Here is a 26,116-nt window from a genome sequence, read left to right as displayed (position 1 = left end):
TGATCCCTCAGAAGCCGTTAGGTGCGCGGGTGTGCCAATCAGTCACTTGCTGATAGCGGTGCGCGACGTTGAGCAGGCGGCCTTCCTGGAAATACGGGGCGAGCAGCTGCACGCCGACCGGCAGACCATCGACAAAACCGGCTGGCATGGACAGGCCCGGCAGGCCCGCCAGGTTGGCGGTGATGGTGTAGACGTCTTCCAGGTACGCAGCGACCGGGTCGTTGTTCTTGGCGCCGATCTTCCAGGCCAGGTTTGGCGTGGTCGGGCCGAGAATCACGTCGACGTCGTTGAACGCTGTCATGAAGTCGTTCTTGATCAGGCGGCGGATTTTCTGCGCTTGCAGGTAATACGCGTCGTAGTAGCCGGCCGAGAGCGCATAGGCACCCACCATGATGCGACGCTGTACTTCGGGGCCGAAGCCTTCGCCTCGGGAGCGTTTGTACAGGTCGGTCAGGTCAGCCGGGTTCTCACAGCGGTAGCCGAAACGTACGCCGTCGAAACGCGACAGGTTGGACGAAGCTTCGGCAGGGGCGATGACGTAGTAGGCCGGAATCCCGTGCTGCATGTTCGGCAGGCTGATTTCCTTGACCACGGCACCGAGCTTTTCCAGCTCCTTGACGCTGGCCTGGATCAGGTCGGCGATACGTGGGTCCAGGCCCGCTCCGAAGTACTCCTTCGGCAGGCCGATGCGCAGGCCTTCGAGCGAGCCGTTCAGGACGGCGCTGTAGTCGGGTACCGGCTCATCGATGCACGTGGAGTCCTTGGCGTCGAAACCGGCCATGCCTTGCAGCATCAGTGCGCAGTCTTCGGCAGTGCGAGCAAGCGGGCCGCCCTGGTCGAGACTGGATGCGTAGGCGATCATGCCCCAGCGTGAAACACGACCGTATGTCGGTTTCAGGCCTGTGAGGCTGGTCAGCGCAGCCGGCTGTCGGATAGATCCGCCGGTATCAGTGCCGGTAGTCGCCGGCAGCAGGCGCGCAGCCACAGCCGCGGCCGAACCGCCGGACGAGCCGCCCGGTACGTGCTCCAGGTTCCATGGGTTCTTCACCGCGCCGTAATGGCTGGATTCGTTTGCCGAACCCATGGCGAACTCGTCCATGTTGGTCTTGCCAAGGGTCACTGTGCCGGCTTCGGCCAGCTTGCTGACGACGGTGGCGTCATAAGGTGCCTTGAAGTTGTCGAGCATCTTCGAGCCACAGCTGGTGCGGATCCCTTGGGTGCAGAACAGGTCTTTGTGGGCGATTGGCGCGCCGAGCAGAGGGCCATTGTCGCCCGCCGCACGGCGGGCATCAGCCGCACGAGCCTGACTGATGGCCAGCTCTTCGGTGACACTGATGAAACTGTTCAGTTGTGGGTCGAGCTGGTTGATCCGCGCCAGCAGGGTGCGGGTCAGCTCTTCGGAGGAGAAGCTCTTGTCGGCGAGTCCGCGGGCGATCTCGGCCAGGGTCAGTTGATGCATGGCAGGCTCTATTCCCTTACTCGATGACTTTCGGAACCAGGTACAGGCCGTTTTCCGTCGACGGGGCGATGGCCTGGTAACTGTCTCGATGGTTACTTTCTGTTACCACATCGGCGCGCAGGCGCTGATTGGCTTCCAGCGGATGCGCCAGTGGCTCGATGCCAGTGGTGTCGACTGCTTGCATCTGGTCGACCAGTCCCAGAATACTGTTCAAGGCATCGGTAGTGCGTGGTAGATCGGCTTCATTCAGGCCCAGTCGGGCTAGATGAGCGATCTTTTCCACGTCGCAGCGTTCAAGCGCCATGGGGATCTCCTGGGGAAACAAAAAACGGATTTGGTCCGCGATGAGGAACATGCTGGCGGATTTACGGTCATAAGGCCGCGATTGTGCGCTGGCTTGCTCGGAAAAACTGCCAATTTAACATATTGGCGCCTTGCCCAAAATCCCCGCCGTTGTTAGAGTTTGCCGCACTTTTTTACCCACGCGTTGCCTAGGGTCACTTTCCCATGTTCAAGAAACTGCGTGGCATGTTTTCCAGCGATCTTTCCATCGACCTGGGCACTGCCAACACCCTTATTTACGTGCGTGAGCGCGGTATCGTCCTGAATGAGCCCTCGGTTGTGGCCATTCGTACTCACGGCAACCAGAAAAGTGTCGTCGCGGTAGGTACCGAAGCCAAGCGTATGCTGGGCCGTACGCCCGGCAACATTGCTGCCATTCGTCCGATGAAGGACGGCGTCATCGCCGATTTCAGCGTTTGCGAAAAAATGCTGCAGTACTTCATCAACAAGGTTCACGAGAACAGCTTCCTGCAGCCAAGCCCGCGGGTGCTGATCTGTGTGCCGTGCAAATCGACCCAGGTCGAGCGCCGTGCCATCCGTGAGTCGGCGCTGGGCGCCGGTGCCCGCGAAGTGTTCCTGATCGAAGAACCGATGGCTGCCGCTATCGGTGCCGGCCTGCCGGTCGAGGAAGCTCGTGGTTCGATGGTCGTCGATATCGGTGGTGGTACTACCGAAATCGCGCTGATCTCTCTCAACGGTGTGGTCTATGCCGAATCCGTTCGTGTGGGCGGTGACCGCTTCGACGAAGCGATCGTGACCTATGTGCGTCGTAACTATGGCAGCCTGATCGGTGAGTCCACGGCTGAGCGCATCAAACAGGAAATCGGCACTGCCTACCCAGGTGGTGAAGTGCGTGAAGTCGATGTTCGCGGCCGTAACCTGGCCGAGGGCGTGCCTCGTGCTTTCACCCTGAATTCCAACGAAGTGCTCGAAGCACTGCAGGAGTCCCTGGCGACAATCGTTCAAGCGGTCAAAAGCGCGCTGGAACAGTCGCCGCCGGAGCTGGCTTCGGACATCGCCGAGCGTGGCTTGGTCCTGACCGGTGGTGGCGCCTTGCTGCGCGATCTGGACAAGCTGCTTGCCCAGGAAACCGGCTTGCCGGTTATCGTTGCCGAAGACCCGCTGACCTGTGTTGCTCGTGGCGGTGGCCGCGCCCTGGAAATGATGGATAAACACACCATGGACCTGCTCTCCAGCGAGTAAGCTGGCTGCAGTAAACATGCCGCCCGGTTTACAGGTAGTGCCCACAGTGCTACCTGTATGTGCTGGGCTGACGTCCGCGTGGGCGTCATTTTCTGTCAATCCGCAAGCAGGCCGGTGCTTTGCCGTATGAATGACCTCTTGAATCGTCTTCCACGAGGAGCGGCTTATTAAACCGCTTTTCGCCAAGGGCCCTTCGCTGGGCGTGCACCTGCTCGTGCTGGTTGTGATGTCTATCACCTTGATGGTGGTCGATGCGCGCTTCCCGTTGCTCAAGCCCGTACGCAGCCAGATGGGTCTGGTGTTGATGGAGTCCTATCACATCACCGACTTGCCGCAGAGCCTGTGGCAGGGTATCGCCAGCCAGTTTGGCAGCCGCACGGAGCTGGTCGCCGAAAACGAAAAACTCAAGACCGAAGCCTTGCTGATGCAAGGGCGCGTACAGAAACTCGCCGCCCTTACCGAGCAGAACGTGCGCCTGCGCGAACTGCTCAACTCCTCAGCATTGGTCAATGAGAAAGTCGAAGTCGCCGAGCTGATCGGTGTCGATCCCAATCCGTTCACGCACCGCATCCTGATCAACAAGGGCGAGCGGGACGGCGTGGTGTTGGGGCAGCCCGTCCTCGATGCCCGGGGCTTGATGGGGCAGGTGGTCGAGTTGATGCCCTACACCGCGCGTGTATTGCTGCTCACCGACACCACCCACAGTATCCCGGTGCAGGTGAACCGTAACGGCTTGCGCGCAATTGCCAGCGGCACGGGTAATCCCGAGCGCCTGGAACTGCGGCATGTCGCTGACACTGCCGACATCAAGGAAGGCGACCTGTTGGTCAGCTCCGGCCTCGGGCAGCGCTTCCCAGCCGGTTATCCGGTGGCCACGGTAAGAGAAGTCATCCACGACTCCGGCCAGCCGTTCGCCATCGTCCGGGCTGTGCCGACTGCAGCACTCAATCGCAGCCGTTACTTGCTGCTGGTGTTCACCGACAGCCGTACCCCCGAGCAGCGTGCCGCCGATGCCGCCATGGCTCAGGAGGCAGCGGATCGCCAAGGCTTGCCGGGTAGTGGTGATGCTGCACAGCCCGGCGCTGCTACAGCACCTGCTCCGGCGGCCGGCACAACGCCAGCAGCGCCTGTTAGCAACGGCCAGGCACCAGGCGTAGCGCCCGCACCGGCGACAACTCCGGCCGCAACTGCCCCGACACCTACCCCGGAGAGACACTGATGGTGAGTACTCGCAGCCGTAACGGCTGGGTGGTCTGGCTAACGTTTGTGTTGGGCCTGTTGCTCAGCGTTTCGCCATTGCCGCAGTTCATGGAAGTCTTCCGCCCCATGTGGCTGGCACTGTTGCTGGCGTTCTGGACCCTGGCCCTGCCGCATAAAGTCGGCATGACCACAGCCTTTTTTCTGGGACTTGCCGAAGATGTGCTGTACGGCACCTTGCTGGGGCAGAACGCGCTGGTACTGACCCTGATTACTTTCCTGGTGCTGACCTTGCAACAGCGCCTGCGGATGTTCCCGATGTGGCAACAGAGCCTGGTGATCCTGGTGATCTTCGGTCTGGCCCAACTGGTACAGCTATGGTTGAGCGCACTTACCGGCAACCGTCTGCCGACGCTTGCCCTGATCTGGTCGGCGGTCATCAGTGCCTTGCTATGGCCGTGGATCAGCTTTGCCCTGCGCGGACTGCGACTGCGTCTGAGCATCAACTGAGCCCGCTTCCCGACGTTGACAGGGAGAAGTCACGATGACCCAGCTGTACCTGGCCTCCGGTTCACCCCGCCGCCGCGAGTTGCTGACCCAGATCGGCGTACCCTTCACTACTCTTAGTGCGGCGGTGGACGAAAGTCCGCTGCCCGATGAGGCGGCACCCGCATACGTCGAGCGCCTGGCCGTAGCCAAGGCTAAGGCCGGACTGGCCGCTCTGCCGCCAATGGACACGAGTGCTCACCTGGCGGTGCTGGGTGCAGACACCGCCGTAGTCCTCGATGGCCAGATCCTGGGCAAGCCTGTCGACCGCGACGACGCCTTGGCGATGCTGCTCTCGCTTTCCGGGCGCGAGCACCAGGTGCTGACGGCTGTTGCATTGGCAGACCAACAGCGCTGCCTGAGTGTTTGCGTCGCCAGCCTGGTACGTTTTCGCACGATCTCCAGGCAGGAGGCCGAAGCCTATTGGGCCAGCGGCGAATCCATGGATAAAGCCGGAGCCTATGCCATCCAGGGCCTGGGTGCGATATTCGTTGAGCGCATAGAAGGCAGTTATTCGGCAGTGGTGGGTTTGCCGCTGAGTGAAACCGCCGCATTGCTGGGGCAATTCGCCATTCCTTGTTGGCAGTCGTTGTCGGCCCGTTGATTGAGGACAATGCCGTTGCTAGCCAGTCGCCTCAGAGCGATCCATCATTACTGAAGTCCTTTGACGAGAGCCTGCCATGAGTGAAGAGATTCTGATCAATATCACACCGATGGAATCACGCGTGGCGGTGGTGGAGAACGGTGTTCTTCAAGAGGTGCATGTCGAGCGTACGCAACGGCGCGGTATCGTCGGCAATATCTATAAAGGTAAGGTGGTTCGCGTGTTGCCTGGAATGCAGGCGGCGTTTGTCGATATTGGCCTGGATCGCGCAGCGTTCATTCACGCATCGGAGATTTCCCAGCGCGAAGGGTCGTCTGTGGAAAGCATCAGCGCATTGGTGCATGAAGGCCAGAGCCTGGTAGTGCAGGTCACCAAAGACCCGATTGGCTCCAAGGGCGCACGGCTGACCACCCAGTTGTCGATCCCCTCGCGTTACTTGGTGTACATGCCGCGTACCAGTCACGTCGGTATTTCCCTGAAGATCGAAGACGAAGCCGAGCGCGAGCGACTCAAGCAGGTAGTGACCGATTGCGTTGCCCAGGAAAACATCCAGGATGCCGGCGGTTTTATTCTGCGTACGGCGGCAGAAGGGGCGGGCGCTGATGAAATTCTCATGGATATTCGTTATCTGCGCAGGCTTTGGGATCAGATCGGTGCGCAGATCAAGACGGTTGGGGCACCAACGGAAATCTATGAAGACCTCGGTCTGGCGTTGCGAACCCTGCGCGATCTGGTCAACCCGAAAATTGAGAAAATCCGGATTGATTCCCGGGAAACCTTCCAGAAAACCACGCAGTTCGTCGGCGAATTGATGCCCGAAATTGCCGATCGCCTCGAGCACTATCCAGGCGAACGGCCGATTTTCGACCTGTATGGCGTCGAAGATGAAATTCAGCGTGCGCTGGACCGCAAGGTACCGCTCAAGTCAGGCGGTTATCTGGTGGTAGACCCGGCAGAAGCGATGACCACCATCGACGTCAATACCGGGGCGTTCGTCGGCCACCGCAACCTTGAAGAGACCATTTTCAAGACCAACCTCGAAGCCGCCACCGCCATTGCCCGCCAGCTGCGCCTGCGCAACATAGGCGGCATCATCATCATCGATTTCATCGACATGGAAGATGAAGAGCACCAGCGCCAGGTGTTGCGGACCCTGGAAAAGCAATTGGAGCGCGACCACGCCAAGACCAACATCATCGGTATCACCGAACTTGGCCTGGTGCAGATGACCCGTAAGCGTACCCGCGAAAGCCTCGAGCAGGTTCTGTGCGAGCCATGCCATTGCTGCCAGGGGCGGGGCAAGTTGAAAACTCCGGAGACAGTTTGTTACGAGATTTTCCGCGAGATCCTCCGCGAGGCCAGGGCCTATCAGGCTGAAGGCTATAGAGTGCTGGCCAATCAGAAGGTAGTCGACAGGCTGCTCGATGAAGAGTCGGGCAACGTCGCCGAGCTTGAGACCTTCATTGGTCGAACCATTCGTTTCCAGGTCGAGTCAATGTACTCCCAGGAACAATACGATGTGGTGCTGCTCTGACGTCTGAATGCATCCGGTCGCACCGAGGGCTGGAAAAGTACTCGGTTGCGGCCATAGTTAACGCACGAGTTGGAGGGCCATTGCCATGGAACGTCTAATGCGCGTTCTTGGCGCGATGACCCGCTGGGGCCTGGGGATATGTGCCTTGCTGGCGGTGCTGGTAGCACTGTATGTCAGCCTTGGCCGGCAACTGGTGCCGCTGGTGGCCGAATACCGTGCCGAGATTGAAGACAAGGCTCAGCAGGCCTTGGGCATGCCCGTGCACATCGGTAGCCTGGAAGGGCACTGGAATGGCTTGGCCCCAGTGCTGGTGGTCAATGACATTCAAGTGGGCGAGGGCGCCACGGCGTTGCGCCTCGATGGGGTCAAGGCAGTCCCTGATCTGTGGGCCAGCTTGAGCGAGCGACAGGTGCGCCTGGCCAACCTGGAAATAGGCGGCCTGCACGTGAGCCTGCGCGAAGATGAACAGGGGGCCTGGACCCTCGACGGGCTGCCGAAAACCGATGATCAACCGCTCGACCCCGAGCAGTTGCTGCAGCGCATGCAAGCGGTGTCGAAGATTACTGTGCTCGACAGCCAGGTGACCCTCGAGCCGTTCCAGCACGAACCAATGACCCTTACCTATGTCAGCCTTGGCCTGCAGACCGGGAGTGTGCGCCAGCGTCTGGATCTGCGCCTGACCCTGCCGGACGGCCAGCCGGTGGCCATGAGTTTGCGCAGTCGCGTGCGTGCGCAACAATGGCGCGATGGTCAAGTCGATGCCTATCTCAGTCTGCCCCAGAGCGATTGGGCCCGCTGGTTGCCGCCTCGGCTGCTTGGGCAATGGCAGGCCAAGGAGCTCAAAGCGGGTGGTGAGTTCTGGCTGAACTGGGGTAAAGGCCAGATGCAGAGCGCTGTGGTTCGCCTGAACGCGCCTCAATTGCGCGCTGCCTATGGTGATCGCAAAGAAGCCAAGGTGGAAAACCTGGCGCTCAATGGCTGGTTCCAGCGTTCGGCGCAAGGTTTTGATGCAAAGATCGATTCGTTGGCCATGAGCCTGGGCAAGACACGCTGGGAGTCGCGCTTGCAGCTCAGTCAGACCGCGGCCAGTGAAAGTTCAGAAGAAACCTGGAGGGTTCAGGCCGATCGTTTGAACCTGACCCCGCTTACACCGCTGATCGAATCACTGGCACCGTTGCCCGAACAGGGCATGGCCGCGGTCGAGGGGCTCAAGGTTACCGGCAGTTTGCGTAACGTCTTGCTGGATATCCGGCCCAAGGCAAGTGGGGATCAACGCTTGAGTTTCGCTGCCAATCTTGAGCGAGTGGGCTTCGATGCTTATCACGGCGCACCGGCAGCGGGAAATGTCAGCGGCAGTATCAGCGGTGACCTGGGCCACGGCGAGCTGCGCCTGGACACCGACGCCTTCATGCTGCACCTGGACCCTATTTTCGCCAAACCGTGGAATTACCAGAAAGCCAATGCGCTGCTCACCTGGCGTCTCGACCAGGAAGGTTTCACCCTCATCGCGCCGTACCTGAAGGTGTTGGGCGAAGAAGGCAAGATCGCCGGTGACTTCCTCATTCGCCTGCTGTTCGATGAGGCGCGTGAAGACTACATGGATTTGCGTGTCGGCCTGGTCGAGGGCGACGGTCGCTACACCGCCAAGTACTTGCCTGAGGTCTTGAGCCCGGCATTGGATGAATGGCTGCGTACCGCGATTCTCAAAGGCGCAGTCGATGAGGGTTACTTCCAGTACCAGGGCTCGCTCAATCATGGCGCGTCAGAGCAGGCGCGCAGCATCAGCCTGTTCTTCAAGGTTCATGATGCTGCGCTGGATTTCCAGCCTGGTTGGCCGCAGGTACAAAAGGTCGATGGTGAAGTGTTCATCGACGACGATGGCGTGCGGGTCAACGCCAGGAGTGGACAGCTACTCGATACCCAAGTCAGTGATGTACAGGTCAATATCCCGCATGTCGCCAGTGGCGAGCACACTCATATGTACCTGGATGGCGCCTTTGACGGAGGCCTGGGCGACGGCCTGAAAATCCTTCAGGAGGCGCCGATCGGGACCGCTGCCATGTTCGCCGGCTGGGAAGGACAGGGTAGCCTGAACGGCAAGATCAAGTTGGACGTGCCTTTGGCCAAGGGGCAGCAACCGCAAGTAATGGTGGATTTCGACACCAGCGACGCACGATTGAAAATCGCTGCTCCTTTGCTCGAACTGAACCACCTCAAAGGTGCGTTCCGTTTCGATTACGCCAAGGGTCTCAGCGGTCAGAACATCAGTGCGCGGGTATTCGACAAGCCGATCACCGCGCAGATCTTTGCCGAAGGCAAACCCGGCCAATTGCAGACCCGGATCCAGGCCAAGGGTCAGGTTGCACTCACAGCATTGACCCAGTGGTTGCAGGTCAAACAGGCCTTGCCGCTTGCCGGAGAACTGCCGTATCAACTGCAACTGTCATTGGGGAGTCAAGATAACCAACTCAAGGTCGACTCCACACTCAAGGGCCTGACTATCAATTTGCCTGCCCCGTTCGGCAAGACTGCCAACGAAACCCGCGACAGCCAGTTCGGCATGAGCCTGCAGGGGCCTGAGCGACGCTTCAACTTCAGCTTCGCAGACGTCGCCAACATGGTCTATGCCGCGCCCATGGACAAACTTGACCAAGGGCGTGGTGAGCTGGTGTTTGGCAGTGGTAACGCGCAACTGCCTGGAGGCCAGGGCGTGCAGGTGCGTGGTCGCCTGGCTGAACTGGACCTGGCTCCCTGGCAGCAGCAAGCGCAAAGCTTGGGTGGCGATGATCCAAGTGGCAGCGCCCGGCAACTGTTGCGTGGCGTCAACCTGAGTATCAATCGCCTCAAGGGCGTAGGCCTGGAGCTGAACCAGGCGGTGGTAAGCCTGGTGCGAAACAGCAATAACTGGGCACTGCGTCTGGACAGTAAGGAAGTCATCGGAAATGCTCGCCTGCCTGATGCCAAGGGCGCACCGCTGGTGGTCAATCTGCAGACCATTCATTTGCCACCTCAGGACCCGGCCGAAATTACTGTACCCAATGCCCCTGATCCAATGGCCAGTATCGATCCTCGCAAAATTCCTTCTATCGACCTGAGCATCGACAGGCTTTTTCGTGGCGATGATTTACTTGGCAGTGCGGCGGTCAAAGTGCGATCGACGGCCAAGGGCATTGCACTGAATGACCTGGACCTCAACCTCAAGGGCTTGCAGATCGATGGTAGCGGGGGCTGGGAAGGCGCACCGGGCGCCAGTACCAGTTGGTACAAGGGCCGCCTGGAGGGCAAGAACCTCGCGGATGTGCTCAAAGCCTGGAACTTCGCTCCGACCGTTACCAGCCGTGACTTTCGTCTGGATGTCGATGCGCGTTGGCCAGGCTCGCCAGCCTGGGTCAGCCTGGCGCGGCTATCCGGCAGCCTCGATGCCGCCCTGCGCCAGGGGCAGTTCGTTGAAGTCGAAGGGGGCGCCCAGGCGTTGCGAGTATTTGGCCTGCTCAACTTCAATTCCATTGGCAGACGCTTGCGGCTGGACTTCTCCGACCTGTTCGACAAAGGCCTGAGTTACGACCGAGTCAAAGGCCTGCTGGTAGCCAGCGAAGGTGTCTATGTGACACGAGAGCCGATCACCGTGACTGGGCCTTCGAGCAACTTTGAGCTCGATGGTACTCTGGACATGGTGCGTGACCGCGTCGATGCCAACCTGCAGGTGAGTTTGCCGGTCACCAACAACTTGCCGTTGGCGGCCTTGATCGTGGGGGCGCCGGCAGTGGGGGGGGCGCTGTTTCTGGTCGATCGCTTGTTGGGTGACCGAGTGTCTCGCTATGCAAGCGTGCACTATCGCGTCGAAGGTCCCTGGAAAGAGCCTAAAATCAGCTTTGTAAAACCGTTCAACAAGTAGCCTCGGGAGCGCGCATGAAGTCAGCAGTGATCCAGATGGTCAGCCAGAGCGATATTTCGGCCAATCTCGAGCGCGCCCGGCAGTTGCTCGAACAGGCGGCTGAACGCGGTGCACGCCTCGCGGTGTTGCCTGAGAATTTCGCCGCGATGGGACGGCGCGACAGTGCAGCCATCGGCCGCGCCGAAGCACTCGGGCACGGGCCGATTCTGCCCTGGTTGAAACAGGCTGCTCGCGACCTCAAATTATGGGTGGTGGCCGGTACCTTGCCTTTGCCACCGCAAGGACTGCCCGACGCCAAGGCGCATGCGTGTTCGCTGTTGATCGACGATCACGGCCAAACCGTTGCACGCTACGACAAGCTTCACCTGTTCGATGTCGATGTCGCTGACAACCGTGGCCGCTATCGAGAGTCAGATGATTATGCTCACGGCGCCCAGGTGGTAGTGGCGGATACGCCGGTTGGTCGGTTGGGCTTGAGCGTATGCTATGACCTGCGATTTCCCGAACTCTACAGCGCCTTGCGCGCCGCCGGGGCCGAGTTGATCAGTGCGCCCGCGGCATTCACAGCGGTAACCGGTGCGGCTCACTGGGAGGTATTGATTCGCGCTCGGGCGATTGAAACCCAATGCTATGTGCTGGCAGCCGCCCAGGGCGGTACTCACCCGGGGCCGCGTGAAACCTATGGTCATGCGGCGATCATCGATCCTTGGGGGCGTATCGTCGCCGAACAGGCCAGCGGTGAGGCGGTGCTGTTGGCCGAACGCGACAGCAGCGAACAGGCGTCCATTCGGGCGCGGATGCCGGTGGCCTTGCACCGGCGCTTTTTCTCGCAGGACGCCTTGCGGCCTGCGCACACCTCGGAGTGACTATGAGCGAGATGTTATCCACTGTCAGCGAGCACCTGCTGGCGCCGGGGGGGCTCACCCTCGATAGCCTGCAGTCCGTGCTGGGTGAGTTGGCCGGCCCGGGTATCGATGCCGCCGACCTGTATTTCCAGGGACAGATTTCCGAATCCTGGGCACTTGAAGACGGAATCGTCAAAGAAGGCAGCTTCAACCTCGACCAAGGCGTCGGTGTCAGGGCCCAATCCGGTGAAAAAACCGGTTTCGCCTACAGCAACGCCATCAACCTCGAAGCGCTGACGTCGGCTGCCCGAGCCGCTCGCTCGATTTCCCGTGCCGGGCAAAATGGCAGTGTCCAGGCATTCAAGAGTCAGGAGATCGTCCAGCTTTACGGTACCGATAACCCGCTGGAAGTAATCAGCCGGGCAGAAAAGGTCGAGCTGCTCAAGCGTGTCGACGCCGCTACGCGGGCGCTGGATCCACGCATCCAACAAGTCACAGTGAGCATGGCCGGGGTCTGGGAACGTATCTTGATCGCCGCGGCCGATGGCAGCCTGGCTGCGGATGTACGGCCACTGGTGCGTTTCAACGTCAGTGTGATCGTTGAGCAGAACGGCCGGCGTGAGCGCGGTGGTCATGGCGGCGGCGGTCGCACCGACTATCGCTACTTCACCGACGAGCGGGTCATGGGCTTTGCACGTGAGGCGCTGCGCCAGGCCTTGGTCAACCTCGACGCTATTCCTGCACCGGCCGGCACGTTGCCAGTGGTGTTGGGTTCCGGTTGGTCTGGGGTCTTGCTGCACGAGGCGGTAGGCCATGGCCTTGAAGGCGACTTCAATCGCAAAGGCAGCTCAGCCTATAGCGGGATGATAGGCCAGAAGGTCGCCTCCAACCTCTGCACGATTGTCGATGATGGCACCCTGGAAGGGCGTCGTGGCTCGTTGAGTGTGGATGACGAAGGTACCCCGACCGAATGCACCACGTTGATCGAAAACGGCATTCTCAAGGGCTACATGCAAGACAAGCTCAACGCGCGTCTAATGGGTATGGCGGTCACGGGCAACGGTCGTCGCGAATCCTATGCGCACTTGCCGATGCCACGGATGACCAATACGTATATGCGTGCCGGTGAAAGTGATCCTGAAGAAATCATCAAGTCGGTCAAGCGCGGTATCTATTGCGCCAACCTTGGTGGTGGTCAGGTGGATATCACCAGTGGCAAGTTCGTGTTCTCGACCAGCGAAGCCTATCTGATCGAAGACGGCAAGATCACCGCACCGGTCAAAGGTGCGACCTTGATTGGTAATGGTCCGGAGGCCATGAGCCGAGTGTCGATGGTGGGTAATGATTTATCCCTGGACAGCGGCGTCGGCACCTGTGGCAAGGATGGTCAGTCGGTTCCGGTTGGCGTGGGCCAGCCGACGTTGAAGATCGATGCGATCACCGTTGGTGGCACGGGCGCATGAAATTGAGACCGGGCGGGCAGGTTGCCTGCCCGGTAGCAAGGGTCAGCGCAGGCCGCGCTGGCGCTCGTCGAGGTCGCGGATGTACTTGAAGATCTTGCGGCTGGCGGTCGGCGTCTTGTTGGTTTTCAACTCGTGCTGGGCCTGGCGGATCTGCGAGCGCAGTTGCTGGCGATCAGCATCGGGGAATTCCTGGACGAATTTCTCCAGGACATCGTCGGTGCCATTGATCAGTCGGTCGCGCCAGCGTTCAAGGTTGTGGAAACGCTCGTTGTACTGACGGGAGGATGCGTCGAGTTGGTCAAGAAGCGCAGTGATGGCGTCGATGTCCTGATCACGCATGAGCTTGCCGATGAACGACCGATGGCGTCTTTTCGCCTCGTTGGCGGTGTGCCGCTTGTGCTCTTCCAGAGCGGCGCGCAGTTCGTCGGTCAACGGCAATTTGGCCAGGATATCGGGCTTGAGCGTCGTAAGGCGCTCGCCCATCTCGACCAGGGCCTGCATTTCGCGCTTTACCTGAGTTTTGCTTTTTTCGCCGTCAAAGGCGGTGTCGTAAGAATCAACCATGGGGGCAGTCCGCTGAGAATCGCCGCCATGATAACCAGTCGGGGGCCGCTTGTCCGGTCCGGTCGTAGATTGACCCATGCCGAACGCAGAATTTGAGTGGAGAAAACCATGAGTGTAGTCCAGAGCGTAGGTCCACAGGCCCTGCCAGCCTTGCAGGAGCAGGTTGAGCAGATTATTGCCGAAGCCAAGCGCCAGGGGGCCAGCGCCTGTGAAGTGGCGGTCTCGCTGGAGCAGGGTTTGTCGACGTCGGTGCGCCAGCGTGAAGTGGAAACGGTGGAATTCAACCGTGATCAGGGCTTTGGCATCACCCTGTATGTCGGTCAGCGCAAAGGTTCGGCCAGTACCTCGGCCAGTGGTGCCGAGGCCATACGCGAGACCGTCGCGGCCGCCCTGGCAATCGCCAAGCACACCTCCGAAGACGACTGTGCCGGCTTGGCTGACCCGGCGTTAATGGCGCGTGACCTGACGGACTTCGATCTGTATCACGCCTGGGACATCACCCCTGAGCAGGCTATCGAGAAGGCGCTGGCTTGCGAAGCCGCCGCGTTCGACGCCGACACGCGAATCAAGAACGCCGACGGCACCACCCTCAACACCCACCAAGGCTGCCGCGTATATGGCAACAGCAATGGCTTTATCGGTGGCTATGCATCGACTCGCCACAGCCTCAGTTGCGTAATGATTGCCGAAGCCGACGGGCAGATGCAGCGGGACTATTGGTATGACGTGAATCGCCAGGGTGAGTTGCTCGCCGATCCGCGCAGCATCGGCCAGCGTGCCGCACAGCGGGCGGCCAGCCGGCTGGGCGCACGTCCGGTTCCCACGTGCGAAGTGCCGGTGCTGTTTTCCGCTGAACTTGCCGGTGGCTTGTTCGGCAGTTTCCTCTCGGCGATTTCCGGAGGCAGCCTGTATCGCAAGTCGTCGTTCCTGGAGGGGACCATGGGCCAGCGCCTATTTCCCAGCTGGCTGACCCTGGATGAGCGTCCACACCTGATGCGCGCCCTGGGCAGCGCGGCGTTTGATGGCGATGGTCTGGCGACCTACGCCAAACCGTTCGTCGAAAAAGGCGAGTTGGTGTCCTATGTTCTGGGGACTTATTCCGGACGCAAACTTGGCTTGCCGAGCACCGCCAATGCCGGTGGCGTGCATAACCTATACGTAACTCACGGTGTGGAGGATCAGGCGGCACTGATTCGGCGCATGGGCCGAGGGCTGCTGGTGACCGAACTGATGGGGCACGGGTTGAACATGGTGACGGGCGACTACTCACGAGGCGCAGCAGGCTACTGGGTCGAGAATGGCGAAATTCAGTTCGCGGTACAAGAAGTCACGATCGCCGGCAATATGAAAGATATGTTCCAGCAGATTGTCGCGATCGGGAACGACCTGGAAACCCGCAGCAATATTCATACGGGCTCGGTGTTGATTGAACGGATGACCGTCGCCGGCAGCTGATTTACGGATACGCGGGTTTGTCCCGCGAGTGTGTTTGCTCAGTGAAATAATTGAGCGCGGGGCAATCCCGCGCCTCCCCAAGCAGCCCGGCCATGTGTCGGGCTTTTTGTTTTTTCTGCTTTGCTCATCTTGAACTGATTATGATTATCACCTAATAATGAATATCATTATCTAGGCGATGATGTTCATGAAACCTGTCCTTCACGAATTGCCCTACCTTGAAAACTGGCGCTGGCTCAGTCGCCGTATACGTTGTGCGATGGAGCCGGACGAGCCGCGCTTGATCGAACATTACCTGGCTGAAGGTCGCTATCTGGTGTGCTGCACCGAGACTTCGGCATGGACCGTCGCCCTGACCTCATTCCGCTTGCTCCTGGATACCGCTTGCGATCGCATGCTGCCCTGGCATTGGCGCTGCCTGTGCCTGGACCAGGCCTGGAAGCCACTGTTGCAGTTGCGCAAGCTCGATGGTGGCGAGCATGGCCAGCGTTGGCAGCCTCTTGCCCTGCAATTGGCGAACTGCACGCTGCTGCCTTCGATTTCTTTCGCTGAACTGATGCAAGGACTTGATGATGAGTAATACCCGTATCGAGCGTGACAGCATGGGTGAACTGCAGGTGCCGGCCGAGGCCCTGTATGGCGCTCAAACCCAGCGCGCGGTAAACAACTTTCCGGTTAGCCAACAGCGCATGCCCGTCCAGTTCATTCGTGCACTGTTGTTGGCCAAGGCCGCTGCCGCCAAGGCCAACGTCGAACTCGAACAATTGGAAGCAGGCCAGGGCGACGCTATCGTCAAGGCGGTAGAGCAGCTCCTGGCCGGCGATTTTATCCAGCACTTCCCGGTGGATATCTTCCAGACTGGTTCCGGCACCAGCTCGAACATGAACGCCAACGAGGTGATTGCCACTCTTGCGACTCGTATCTTTGGCGACAATATCAACCCGAATGACCACGTCAATTGCGGGCAGAGCAGCAACGACATCATCCCCACCACGATTCATGTGAGCGCCGCTCTGGCATTGCACGAGCAGCTGCTGCCGGCCTTGAAGCATCTGGTACAGGTGATCGAGCGCAAGGCAGTTGAAGTGCATCCATTCATCAAGACCGGTCGCACCCATCTGATGGATGCGATGCCCGTGCGCATGAGCCAGGTGCTCGGTGGATGGGCGGCGCAGATTTCGGCCGCAGTCGCACACCTTGAGTCGACGTTGCCCGCTCTGCAGGCACTGGCCCAGGGCGGTACAGCGGTGGGGACCGGGATTAATGCCCACCCGCAATTCGCTGCGCACTTCAGCCAACAGCTTTCGACGCTCACCCAAGTACCGTTTACGCCGGGGCAAAATCTGTTTGCGTTGATTGGCTCGCAGGACACCGCTGTTGCGTTGTCGGGTCAGCTCAAGACCACTGCCGTCGCTCTGATGAAAATCGCCAACGACCTGCGCTGGATGAACTCCGGGCCACTGGCAGGCTTGGGCGAGATCGAGCTTGAGGGCCTACAACCTGGCTCTTCGATCATGCCCGGCAAGGTCAACCCTGTGATTCCGGAAGCCACTGCGATGGTAGCCGCCCAGGTTATCGGCAATGACGCGACCATTGCCGTGGCCGGTCAGTCGGGCAACTTCGAGCTAAACGTGATGCTGCCGATCATTGCCCAGAACCTGCTCAGCAGCATCGAGCTCATGGCCAATGTCAGCCGCTTACTGGCGGACAAAGCGATTGCCAGCTTCAAGGTCAACGCGCCAAAGCTCAAGGAGGCGTTGGCGCGCAACCCGATTCTGGTCACCGCGTTGAACCCGATCATCGGCTACCAGAAGGCCGCAGAAATCGCCAAGACCGCCTACAAGCAGGGGCGCCCGATTATCGACGTGGCCCTGGAACACACCGATCTGTCGCGTAGCCAACTTGAAGTACTGCTGGACCCGGAAAAGCTCACTGCTGGCGGTATCTGACACCGCCCTGGAGGTTTGTCATGCAGCACTGGAAACGCACCACCGAGATCGCCAACCGCCTGTTCGAACAAGGTGAGCTGGTAGATGCCCGCGAGTTGTATCTGCAGGCCCTGGCCCTGGCCCAGGTGTTATTCGAGCGCTGGCATGACGCCGACGAAGCGGTTGCCGTGTGTGTGATCGCGCATCACAACCTGGCCGATCTGCACTTGCGCCTGAATCAACCGCAGGAGAGCGCGGAATACCTCTGCGCTGTCCACCAGCGGTTGCTGCAGGCCATGCAGGATCAGCGTCTGGCCCCTGCACTGCGCCAAGCGGCGCTACGTCATAGCAGTAAAACCTACACCGAGCTATTGAATTTCATCAGCGAGTACGGGCAGTACCCGCGAACCGAACGCCTGCTTCACAGTCATGGCCCGCAACCGGTGGTACTGGCCGGTCAGGAAAGCGCCGGGTCTTCAGCACACCAATATGGAATCCACTGAGTATGCCTTACACCTTGCCTGCATTGCCTTACGCCTACGATGCGCTGGAACCGCACATCGACACCCAGACCATGCAAATCCACCACAGCAAGCACCACCAGACTTACATCAACAATCTCAATGCCGCGGTCGAAGGGACCGAGTGGGCTGATTGGCCGGTGGAAGCGCTGGTGGCTGCAGTCAAACAATTGCCGCACAAGCTTCAGGCTGCGGTCATCAATCAGGGCGGCGGCCACGCCAACCATTCACTGTTCTGGACGGTAATGTCTCCTCAGGGAGGCGGTGAACCCTTTGGGACGGTGGGCGAGGCGATCGATGCGCAACTGGGGGGCTTTGGGGCCTTCAAGGATGCTTTCACCAAGGCTGCGTTGACCCGCTTCGGCAGCGGCTGGGCGTGGCTGAGCGTAACGCCGGAAAAGACCCTCGTCGTGGAGAGCAGTGGCAACCAGGACAGCCCGCTGATGAATGGCAATACACCAATTCTGGGACTGGATGTCTGGGAGCATGCGTATTACCTGCTGTATCAGAACCGTCGCCCTGAATACATCAATGCTTTCTACAACGTGATCGATTGGTCCGAAGTAGAACGCCGCTATGTAACTGCCCTGGCGTGAGTCGCTCCGGTATGCGTTCAGATGTGATGTCCATTGGCAGCGTGCGCTTGTTTCGCCTGGCGCTGGGTACTGTGTTGTTACTGGTAGGCTTTGCACTGCTGGTGGCCCAGGGTTTTGCCTGGCTCGACCTTGAGCCACGAATGATGCGCGCGCTGGAAGGAGGCGCCTTGTGTGCGCTGGGCACCGCTCTGGGTGCAGTACCGGTGTTGGTAATCCGCAGTATGCCGGTTGCCTTGGCCGATACGTTGCTGGGCTTTGGTGCAGGGGTAATGTTGGCGGCGACTGCGTTTTCCCTGGTCATTCCCGGCCTCGATGCCGCTCAGGCGATTGGCCTGGGCAAATGGGGCGCCGGAGGGATGATCAGCTTCGGTTTGCTGTTCGGTGCGTTCTGTATCTACCTGGTCGACCTGAAAGTCTCCGGCGCATCGCCCGAGGCGTTGGTGGGCAACGCCCAACAGCCGGTGATTGCAGCGCGAATCTGGGTTTTCGTCATTGCCATCGTCGCTCATAACATTCCGGAAGGCATGGCTATCGGCGTGTCGGCAGGCGGTGGGATGGCCGATGCCGACAGTCTGGCGATGGGCATCGCGCTGCAGGACGTGCCTGAAGGTCTGGTGATTGCCCTGGTCTTGGCTGGCGCCGGTATGGCCCGGTTCAAGGCCTTCGCCATTGGTGCGGCATCTGGACTGGTCGAGCCGGTGGCGGCGGTGATTTGTGCCTGGCTGGTGACGGTGGCGCAGGTGCTGTTGCCGCTTGGCTTGGCCTGCGCGGCTGGGGCCATGTTGCTGGTGGTGACCCAGGAGATCATTCCCGAGTCACGCAGCAACGGTCATCATCGCCTGGCAAGCCTGGGGCTTTGCGTGGGCTTCTGCCTGATGATGGTGATGGATACGGCCTTGTCTTGAGAGGCGGGCGAGGGCGCTTACTCGCCCTCGTCGAAGTAGTTGTTGATCAGCTCGATCAGTGCCGTGAGCGCTGCATCTTCATCTTCACCCTCGGTGTGCAAGTGAACCTGGGTACCTTTGCCCGCGGCGAGCATCATTACCGCCATGATGCTCTTGCCGTCCACCAGTTTGTCGGGGGCTCGACCGACGCGCACGGTACAGGGGAAGCGTCCGGCCACGCCGACAAACTTTGCCGCAGCCCGGGCGTGCAGCCCCAGCTTGTTAATGATGGTTATTTCACGAGCGGGCATCGCGGCGGTGGTCCTGTGGGCTAGAGGTCGCGGTGGCGAACCTGGACATTCTTCAAGGATTGCTGCAGCAACTGGCCCAGGCGTTCAGTCAAATAAACCGAACGGTGGTGTCCCCCGGTACAGCCAATGGCAATGGTTACGTAAGCGCGGTTGCTGGCGGCAAAGCGTGGCAACCATTTAAGCAGGTAGCTGGAGATGTCCTGGTACATTTCCTCGACATCAGGCTGTGCAGCGAGGTAATCGATAACAGGCTGTTCGAGCCCGGAGTGATCACGCAGTTCCGGCTTCCAGTAAGGGTTGGGCAGGCAGCGCACATCGAACACGAGGTCGGCATCCACCGGCATGCCGCGCTTGAAACCGAACGACTCGACCAGAAATGCAGTACCAGGCTCCGGCTGGTTGAGCAGGCGTAGCTTGATCGAGTCACGTAACTGATAGAGGTTCAGGTTGGTGGTGTCGATCTTCAGGTCGGCAAGGTCGGCAATCGGCCCCAGCAGGTCGGTTTCGACCTTGATCGCTTCGGCCAGCGAGCGATTGGCGTTAGTCAGCGGATGGCGCCTGCGGGTTTCCGAGAAGCGCTTGAGCAGCGTTTCTTCATCGGCATCCAAGTACAGCACATCACATTGAATGTGCTTGCTTCGGGCGTCCTCCAGAAGTTCCGGGAATCGAGTCAGGTGACTCGGGAGGTTACGCGCATCGATCGACACTGCCACTTTCGGCTGCATCAACTCGGTGTTGATCAGGGCGTTTTCAGCCAGCTGCGGCAGCAGTCCGGCAGGCAGGTTATCGATGCAGTAGTAGCCGTGGTCCTCCAGGACTGCGAGGGCGGTGCTCTTGCCGGAGCCGGATCGGCCACTGACGATAATCAGGCGCATGTTCAGTGCTCGTTCTGTACGTCCAGTACAACCTGGTACAGGGCTTCACTGCTCTGGGCGGCACGTAGCCGGTCACGCACGTCCTTTCGGTCGAGCATGCTGGCAATTTGGCGCAACAGCTCGAGGTGCGCATCGGTAGCCGCTTCGGGAACCAGCAGGACAAACAGCAGATCGACCGGGGCGCCATCGATGGCGTCATAGTCGATCGGTGCTTCCAGGTGTATCAGGGCGCTGATGGGGGAAGTGCAACCTTTGAGGCGGCAATGTGGAATGGCAATGCCATTACCAAATCCGGTCGACCCGAGTTTCTCCCGGGCAAACAGGCTTTCAAAAACGATCTGCATCTCCAGGTCCGGAACTTCCCGGTGGATCAGGGTGGCGACTTCCTGGAGGGCGCGCTTTTTACTGCCACCCGGCGCGTTCACCAAGGAACGGCCGGGGGTCAGGATGGTTTCAAGTCGGATCATGGATGAGGGGGATCAGCGGGCCGCTGCACCTTGCAGCAGGCTTTGCTGTTTTTCCTTGTGTTTTTTCAGTTGGCGGTCGAGCTTGTCGGTCAAGGCGTCGATCGCTGCATACATGTCTGTGTGTTCGGCATTTGCAACCACTTCGCCGCCGGGAATAAACAGCGTTGCTTCAATTTTCTGCTGCAGTTTCTCGACCTTCATGATCACCGTTACGTTGGTAATCTTGTCAAAGTGCCCTTCCAGCCGTTTCAGTTTCTGTTCGACGTACTCGCGCAGCGGCTGGGTGACTTCTACATGCTGTCCACTGATATTGACTTGCATACAGCTTCTCCTTTTGTTGCCCGTGCATAAGAGGCAGGTGTTGCGCCTGCCACTGAACTGCTGTGGCGATCCTAGGGGCTACATCAGTCGCTTGCGTTCACTCGACGGTGCAATGCCGAGGGACTCGCGGTACTTGGCGACGGTGCGACGGGCTACCTGGATGCCTTGTGCCTCCAGTAAACCAGCGATCTTGCTGTCACTCAATGGCTTTTTCTGATTTTCCGCTGCAACCAGTTTTTTGATGATCGCGCGAATCGCTGTAGACGAGCACTCGCCGCCTTCAGAGGTGCTTACGTGGCTGGAGAAAAAGTACTTCAGCTCGTAAATTCCCCGAGGTGTATGCATGTATTTTTGCGTGGTGACCCGAGAAATGGTCGACTCGTGCATGCCCACCGCCTCGGCGATGTCGTGCAGGACCAATGGCTTCATTGCTTCGTCGCCGTGGTCGAGGAAACCACGCTGGTGCTCGACGATCTGGGTGGCAACCTTCATCAGGGTTTCGTTGCGGCTCTGCAGGCTTTTGATGAACCATCGAGCCTCCTGCAACTGGTTGCGCATGAAGGTGTTGTCGGCACTGGTATCGGCGCGGCGCACGAATCCTGCGTACTGCGGGTTGACCCGCAGGCGCGGCACGGCTTCCTGGTTGAGTTCGACCAGCCAGCGCTCGTTGTCCTTGCGTACGATTACGTCGGGGACTACATATTCGGGCTCGCTGGATTCGATCTGCGAGCCCGGGCGAGGGTTGAGGCTCTGGACCAGTTCAATGACCTGGCGCAACTCGTCTTCCTTGAGTTTCATCCTGCGCATCAATTGGCTGTAGTCGCGACTGCCGAGCAGGTCGATGAAGTCTCGCACCAGTCGCTGGGATTCGGCCATCCAGGGGGTATTGGCTGGCAGCTGGCGCAATTGCAGCAGCAAGCACTCACTGAGGTTGCGCGCGCCGATTCCGGACGGTTCGAACTGCTGGATACGGTGCAGCACGGCTTCGACTTCATCGAGCTCGATGTCCAGCTCGGGATCGAAGGACTCGCAGATTTCCTCGAGGGTTTCGTCCAGGTAGCCCTGGCTGTTGATGCAGTCGATCAGGGTAACGGCGATGAGCCGATCGGTATCGGACATCGGCGCCAGGTTCAACTGCCAGAGCAGGTGGCTTTGCAGGCTCTCGCCCGCCGACGTACGGGTGGTGAAGTCCCACTCGTCATCGTCGTTGCTGGGCAGGCTGCTGGCGCTGGTTTGGTAGATGTCTTCCCAGGCGGTATCGACGGGAAGTTCGTTGGGTATGCGCTCGCTCCATTCGCCATCTTCCAGGTTATCCACAGTTTGCGTGGTTTCCTGGAAGCTGCTGTCCTGGACTTCGGCGACAGGCTTGCTTTCGGCGTTATCCGCCATCGGGTCGCTGTTATCGAAGTCCTCGCCTTCTTCCTGGCGTTCGAGCATCGGGTTCGACTCCAGCGCTTCCTGGATTTCCTGTTGGAGGTCCAGGGTAGACAGCTGGAGTAGTCGGATAGCCTGTTGCAACTGAGGAGTCATCGTCAGTTGCTGGCCCATTCTTAGGACGAGCGATGGTTTCATGGCAGGGGCTTAACACCTTTTTCGCCGGCGCACATGCGCCATCCACTACAAGGGCACCGAAGCGCCAACTTTAAGCAAGTTATATGCCTGAAATTGGAGCGTTTGCCTAGGGTGCCGTACCAATTAAGCCGGATTTCACCGGATCAGCAGCCCAAGGCAAATGCTGGTCGCTTCGAACTTACAAGCGGAACTCGTGGCCCAGGTAGACCTCTTTGACCAGGTCGTTGGCCAGGATAGTCTCTGCGTCGCCTTCGGCAATCAGTTGACCATCATTGACGATGTAAGCTGTTTCGCAGATATCCAGGGTCTCTCGGACGTTGTGGTCGGTGATCAACACACCGATGCCCTTGGCCTTGAGGTGGTGGATGATCTGCTTGATGTCACCGACCGAAATCGGGTCGACACCGGCAAAGGGTTCATCGAGCAGGATGAATTTCGGCGCGGTAGCCAGGGCGCGGGCAATTTCCACGCGGCGACGTTCGCCACCGGAAAGGCTCATGCCAAGGTTGTCGCGAATGTGGCTGATGTGAAATTCCTGCAGCAGGCTTTCCAGTTCTTTGCGACGTCCGGCGGTGTCGAGGTCCTTGCGGGTCTCGAGGATCGCCATGATGTTGTCGGCAACCGAAAGCTTGCGAAAGATCGAGGCTTCTTGCGGCAGGTAGCCGATGCCGGCGCGTGCGCGGCCATGCATGGGCTGGTGGCTGACATCCAGGTCGTCGATCAGGACGCGGCCCTGATCGGCCTGGACCAGGCCAACGATCATGTAGAAGCAGGTGGTCTTGCCGGCGCCGTTAGGGCCTAGCAGGCCGACGATCTGGCCGCTGTCGATAGACAGGCTGACGTCGCGTACCACTTGCCGGCTCTTGTAGCTCTTGGCCAGGTGCTGGGCTTTGAGGGTCGCCATTTACTCGGCCTTCTTCTTCGGCTGGATCACCATGTCGATACGTTGGCGCGGCGTGGTCACGTTGCCGCCACGACCGGCAGTCGCTACCTGGGACTTGGTGTTGTAGACGATCTTCTCGCCTTCGGTGGTATTGCCTTCGTTGACTACCTTGGCACGGTCGGTGAGCACGACCAGATCTTTTTGTGCCTGGTACTGGATGGTCACGGCATAGCCTTGCATTTTGTCGGGCTTGGCGGCGCTCTGCTGCTGCTCGAAGTAGGCCAGGTTGCCCACCGAAGTCACCACGTCGATATCGCCGGATTCGGCGCGCGTGATGGTTACGGTATTGCCTTTGATCATCATCGACCCTTGAGTGATGATGACGTCGCCGGTATAGGTGGCAACGCCTTTCTTGTCATCCAGATGCGCGTTGTCGGCCTGGATACGGATAGGCTGATCGCGGTCGTTCGGCAGGGCCCAGGCGCTCGCGCTTCCCAGTGCTGCGCTCAGGCTGAGCAAAAAGGGGAGGGTTTTAACGAGCCTCATACTGTCCTCTTACGTTAGAAAGCAGGTCCATCCTGCCTTCTTTCAAATACGCTTTCATTCCATTGCCCGTAGTGACGCCACCGGCGCCGTCGATTCTAACGGCTTGCTCGGTTTGAGCATATTGCTTCTGCGGGAATACGGTCATGCGACTGCTGGTAATGATCATGGTGCGGTTCTTTTCATCGGTCCGGGCAACCCGTACCGAGTCGATCAGTTCCACTTCAGTGCCGTCAGGATTGACCTCGCCCTTTTCACTTTGCACATGCCAAGGGTAGGTGGTGCCGCGATACATCTGCAGGTCCGGCTTGGTCAGCAAGGTCACTTCGCTGACCATGAGGTGCTCGACCTTATCTGCAGTCATCTCGTACTGCATTTTGCCATCAGGCAGGAACTGCACGCTGTGGGCATTGGTGGCGTAGTAATCGATTGCGTTCTTGTCGACGGTCGCCTGGGGCTTGTCGAGGAAGGTCTCGGGACTGATGTTCCAGTAGCCGACCGCCACCAGCAAGGCGGCGATCACACTGAACAGCGCAATGGTTCGAATCTTTTTACTGAACATGTGTCGCTCTACAGGTAATTGGCATTGGCCGCGTCGAGATTGCCCTGGGCTTGCAGGATCAACTCGCAGAACTCTCGTGCGGCGCCTTCACCGCCACGGGCCTTGGTGATCCCGTGGGCGTGCTCGCGTACGAAGGTTGCGGCATTGGCCACTGCCATGCCCAGGCCGACGCGACGGATCACCGGCAGGTCGGGCAGGTCGTCGCCCAGATAGGCGACCTGTTCATAGCTTAGGTTGAGTTGGCCAAGAAGTTCGTCCAGCACCACCATTTTATCTTCGCGGCCTTGATACAGGTGAGGAATACCGAGGTTCTTGGCCCGGCGTTCGACTACCGGGGTTTTGCGCCCACTGATAATTGCCGTGGTAACGCCCGAGGCCATGAGCATTTTAATGCCTTGGCCATCGAGAGTGTTGAATGTCTTGAACTCGCTGCCATCTTCGAGGAAATACAAACGCCCGTCGGTCAAGACGCCATCAACGTCGAAGACGGCGAGTTTGATGGCCTTGCCACGTTGAAGCAGGTCCTGGCTCATTTACATCACTCCCGCACGCAACAGATCGTGCATGTTCAGGGCGCCAACCGGGCGCTCGTTCTTGTCGATCACAACCAGGGCGCTGATCTTGTGATCTTCCATGATTTTCAGGGCCTCGGCGGCGAGCATTTCGGCACGGGCAGTCTTGCCATGAACGGTCATGACGTCTTCGATCAGGGTTGTGTGCACATCGATGCTGCGATCCAGGCTGCGGCGCAAGTCACCGTCGGTGAAGATCCCGGCCAACCGTCCGTCGGCTTCGAGGACCACAGTCATGCCCAAACCTTTGCGAGACATTTCAAGGAGCGCGTCCTTGAGCAGGGTGCCGCGCTGCACGTGAGGCAACTCCTCGCCTGCGTGCATGACGTTTTCGACTTTCAGCAGCAGTCGACGCCCGAGGGCGCCGCCAGGGTGAGAGAACGCGAAGTCTTCAGCGGTGAAACCGCGCGCTTCGAGCAGCGCAATGGCCAGGGCATCGCCCAATACCAACGCCGCGGTCGTCGAGGACGTCGGAGCCAGGTTGAGCGGACAGGCCTCCTGGGCGACGCGAGCATCAAGATTGACCTCCGCAGCCTTGGCCAGGGGCGAGTCTGGGTTGCCAGTGAGGCTGATCAGTTGGATGCCCAGACGTTTGATCAACGGCAGCAACGTAACGATTTCGGCGGTAGATCCGGAATTGGACAGGGCGAAGATGACGTCGTCACGCGTGATCATGCCCATGTCGCCGTGGCTGGCTTCAGCCGGGTGCACGAAGAATGCCGGGGTGCCGGTGCTTGCCAGGGTGGCGGCGATCTTGTTGCCGATGTGCCCAGACTTGCCCATGCCGACCACTACCACCCGGCCCTTGCTGGCCAGGATCAGTTCGCAGGCCTTGACGAAATCGGCGTCGATGTGGGCCAGCAAGCCCTCAACCGCTTCGAGTTCGAAACGGATGGTGCGTTGCGCGGATTGGATCAGGTCGCTGGATTGGCTCATGTCGAAAATCGGATTGCCTGATGAAAAGGCGGCGATTA

General features: G+C 59.6%; 27 protein-coding genes. 14 read left to right on the top strand and 13 right to left on the bottom strand.

The genetic code is table 11. The annotated features are described in order from the left end of the window. Positions 1–7: 7 nt before the first annotated feature. Both gatA and gatC read right to left on the bottom strand, forming a co-directional pair. Positions 8–1,459 carry an Asp-tRNA(Asn)/Glu-tRNA(Gln) amidotransferase subunit GatA gene (gene gatA, locus D3Z90_RS21855; RefSeq protein WP_136477988.1) on the bottom strand — a complete coding sequence of 484 codons (1,452 nt, stop codon included), beginning with the start codon at positions 1,457–1,459 and terminating at the stop codon, positions 8–10. A 16-nt stretch (positions 1,460–1,475) separates the two neighbouring features. Next, entirely contained in the window at positions 1,476–1,763 is a 288-nt protein-coding gene (gene gatC / locus D3Z90_RS21850) for an Asp-tRNA(Asn)/Glu-tRNA(Gln) amidotransferase subunit GatC (RefSeq protein ID WP_136477987.1), read from the bottom strand. Positions 1,764–1,966: 203 nt separating this feature from the next. On the opposite strand from gatC, the gene mreB reads away from it, so the two are divergent. The 8 genes from mreB (at position 1,967) to tldD (ending at position 13,088) form a co-directional block, all read left to right on the top strand. Then, on the top strand, positions 1,967–3,004 hold the full coding sequence (gene mreB, locus D3Z90_RS21845; protein ID WP_008371426.1) for a rod shape-determining protein MreB: 1,038 nt from the start codon (positions 1,967–1,969) through the stop codon (positions 3,002–3,004). Positions 3,005–3,218: 214 nt separating this feature from the next. Continuing rightward, positions 3,219–4,223, top strand: coding sequence for a rod shape-determining protein MreC (mreC, locus tag D3Z90_RS21840; protein ID WP_371922330.1), 1,005 nt, complete (start codon positions 3,219–3,221; stop codon positions 4,221–4,223). Next, on the top strand, positions 4,223–4,711 hold the full coding sequence (gene mreD, locus D3Z90_RS21835) for a rod shape-determining protein MreD (RefSeq protein ID WP_136477985.1): 489 nt from the start codon (positions 4,223–4,225) through the stop codon (positions 4,709–4,711). The genes mreC and mreD overlap by 1 nt, the downstream gene beginning before the upstream one ends. A gap of 34 nt (positions 4,712–4,745) precedes the next feature. Continuing rightward, on the top strand, positions 4,746–5,351 hold the full coding sequence (locus D3Z90_RS21830) for a nucleoside triphosphate pyrophosphatase (RefSeq protein WP_136477984.1): 606 nt from the start codon (positions 4,746–4,748) through the stop codon (positions 5,349–5,351). A gap of 76 nt (positions 5,352–5,427) precedes the next feature. Next, on the top strand, positions 5,428–6,885 hold the full coding sequence (gene rng, locus D3Z90_RS21825; protein WP_045184755.1) for a ribonuclease G: 1,458 nt from the start codon (positions 5,428–5,430) through the stop codon (positions 6,883–6,885). An 85-nt stretch (positions 6,886–6,970) separates the two neighbouring features. Continuing rightward, positions 6,971–10,780 carry a YhdP family protein gene (locus D3Z90_RS21820; protein WP_136477983.1) on the top strand — a complete coding sequence of 1,270 codons (3,810 nt, stop codon included), beginning with the start codon at positions 6,971–6,973 and terminating at the stop codon, positions 10,778–10,780. Positions 10,781–10,794: 14 nt separating this feature from the next. Further along, positions 10,795–11,646, top strand: a complete 852-nt coding sequence (locus tag D3Z90_RS21815) for a carbon-nitrogen hydrolase family protein (protein ID WP_136477982.1) — start codon at positions 10,795–10,797, stop codon at positions 11,644–11,646. A 2-nt stretch (positions 11,647–11,648) separates the two neighbouring features. Continuing rightward, positions 11,649–13,088, top strand: a complete 1,440-nt coding sequence (tldD, locus tag D3Z90_RS21810) for a metalloprotease TldD (RefSeq protein WP_136477981.1) — start codon at positions 11,649–11,651, stop codon at positions 13,086–13,088. A 42-nt stretch (positions 13,089–13,130) separates the two neighbouring features. Here the strand turns inward: tldD and yjgA are convergent, their stop codons facing one another. Further along, positions 13,131–13,652 (bottom strand): ribosome biogenesis factor YjgA, encoded by a 522-nt coding sequence (gene yjgA / locus D3Z90_RS21805; protein ID WP_136477980.1) that lies wholly within the window; start codon positions 13,650–13,652, stop codon positions 13,131–13,133. A 108-nt stretch (positions 13,653–13,760) separates the two neighbouring features. Between yjgA and pmbA the strand changes: the two genes are divergently transcribed. The 6 genes from pmbA (at position 13,761) to D3Z90_RS21775 (ending at position 19,057) form a co-directional block, all read left to right on the top strand. Further along, positions 13,761–15,107: a metalloprotease PmbA gene (gene pmbA / locus D3Z90_RS21800; RefSeq protein ID WP_136477979.1), complete on the top strand. Its 1,347-nt coding sequence runs from the start codon at positions 13,761–13,763 to the stop codon at positions 15,105–15,107. A gap of 178 nt (positions 15,108–15,285) precedes the next feature. Then, positions 15,286–15,687 (top strand): FagA protein, encoded by a 402-nt coding sequence (locus tag D3Z90_RS21795; protein ID WP_136477978.1) that lies wholly within the window; start codon positions 15,286–15,288, stop codon positions 15,685–15,687. Next, positions 15,680–17,056 (top strand): class II fumarate hydratase FumC, encoded by a 1,377-nt coding sequence (fumC, locus tag D3Z90_RS21790; RefSeq protein ID WP_136477977.1) that lies wholly within the window; start codon positions 15,680–15,682, stop codon positions 17,054–17,056. Before D3Z90_RS21795 ends, fumC begins: the two co-directional genes overlap by 8 nt. A gap of 20 nt (positions 17,057–17,076) precedes the next feature. Then, positions 17,077–17,538: a hypothetical protein gene (locus D3Z90_RS21785; protein ID WP_136477976.1), complete on the top strand. Its 462-nt coding sequence runs from the start codon at positions 17,077–17,079 to the stop codon at positions 17,536–17,538. 2 nt (positions 17,539–17,540) lie between these two features. Beyond that, positions 17,541–18,152, top strand: a complete 612-nt coding sequence (locus D3Z90_RS21780) for a superoxide dismutase (protein ID WP_136477975.1) — start codon at positions 17,541–17,543, stop codon at positions 18,150–18,152. Between the two features lie 11 nt (positions 18,153–18,163). After that, entirely contained in the window at positions 18,164–19,057 is an 894-nt protein-coding gene (locus D3Z90_RS21775) for a ZIP family metal transporter (protein ID WP_136477974.1), read from the top strand. A gap of 17 nt (positions 19,058–19,074) precedes the next feature. Here the strand turns inward: D3Z90_RS21775 and D3Z90_RS21770 are convergent, their stop codons facing one another. The 10 genes from D3Z90_RS21770 to D3Z90_RS21725 form a co-directional block, all read right to left on the bottom strand. Beyond that, a complete protein-coding gene (locus D3Z90_RS21770; RefSeq protein WP_136477973.1) occupies positions 19,075–19,347 on the bottom strand; it encodes an HPr family phosphocarrier protein in 273 nt (90 codons plus the stop codon). Positions 19,348–19,367: 20 nt separating this feature from the next. Further along, a complete protein-coding gene (gene rapZ, locus D3Z90_RS21765) occupies positions 19,368–20,222 on the bottom strand; it encodes an RNase adapter RapZ (protein WP_136477972.1) in 855 nt (284 codons plus the stop codon). A 2-nt stretch (positions 20,223–20,224) separates the two neighbouring features. Continuing rightward, positions 20,225–20,689: a PTS IIA-like nitrogen regulatory protein PtsN gene (gene ptsN, locus D3Z90_RS21760; RefSeq protein WP_136477971.1), complete on the bottom strand. Its 465-nt coding sequence runs from the start codon at positions 20,687–20,689 to the stop codon at positions 20,225–20,227. A 12-nt stretch (positions 20,690–20,701) separates the two neighbouring features. Continuing rightward, a complete protein-coding gene (hpf, locus tag D3Z90_RS21755) occupies positions 20,702–21,010 on the bottom strand; it encodes a ribosome hibernation-promoting factor, HPF/YfiA family (RefSeq protein ID WP_028942831.1) in 309 nt (102 codons plus the stop codon). A 78-nt stretch (positions 21,011–21,088) separates the two neighbouring features. Beyond that, positions 21,089–22,582 (bottom strand): RNA polymerase factor sigma-54, encoded by a 1,494-nt coding sequence (locus D3Z90_RS21750; protein WP_136477970.1) that lies wholly within the window; start codon positions 22,580–22,582, stop codon positions 21,089–21,091. Positions 22,583–22,760: 178 nt separating this feature from the next. Next, the gene (gene lptB / locus D3Z90_RS21745) at positions 22,761–23,486 is read right to left on the bottom strand and encodes an LPS export ABC transporter ATP-binding protein (protein ID WP_038614382.1); all 726 of its coding nucleotides are present in this window, start codon (positions 23,484–23,486) and stop codon (positions 22,761–22,763) included. Then, positions 23,487–24,011 carry a lipopolysaccharide transport periplasmic protein LptA gene (lptA, locus tag D3Z90_RS21740; protein ID WP_133217060.1) on the bottom strand — a complete coding sequence of 175 codons (525 nt, stop codon included), beginning with the start codon at positions 24,009–24,011 and terminating at the stop codon, positions 23,487–23,489. It abuts the gene before it with no gap. Next, positions 23,998–24,570 carry an LPS export ABC transporter periplasmic protein LptC gene (gene lptC / locus D3Z90_RS21735; RefSeq protein ID WP_136477969.1) on the bottom strand — a complete coding sequence of 191 codons (573 nt, stop codon included), beginning with the start codon at positions 24,568–24,570 and terminating at the stop codon, positions 23,998–24,000. Before lptC ends, lptA begins: the two co-directional genes overlap by 14 nt. Before the next feature lie 8 nt (positions 24,571–24,578). Then, positions 24,579–25,103 carry an HAD family hydrolase gene (locus tag D3Z90_RS21730; RefSeq protein WP_136477968.1) on the bottom strand — a complete coding sequence of 175 codons (525 nt, stop codon included), beginning with the start codon at positions 25,101–25,103 and terminating at the stop codon, positions 24,579–24,581. Further along, positions 25,104–26,078: a KpsF/GutQ family sugar-phosphate isomerase gene (locus D3Z90_RS21725; protein WP_136477967.1), complete on the bottom strand. Its 975-nt coding sequence runs from the start codon at positions 26,076–26,078 to the stop codon at positions 25,104–25,106. It lies immediately after the preceding gene. Positions 26,079–26,116: the final 38 nt, after the last annotated feature.

The sequence above is a fragment of the Pseudomonas sp. DG56-2 genome (genome assembly GCF_004803755.1).
Lineage (GTDB): Bacteria > Pseudomonadota > Gammaproteobacteria > Pseudomonadales > Pseudomonadaceae > Aquipseudomonas > Aquipseudomonas auratipiscis.
The sequence above is the reverse complement of the archived record's forward strand: the minus strand, read 5'-3'. Positions and strand labels throughout refer to the sequence as shown.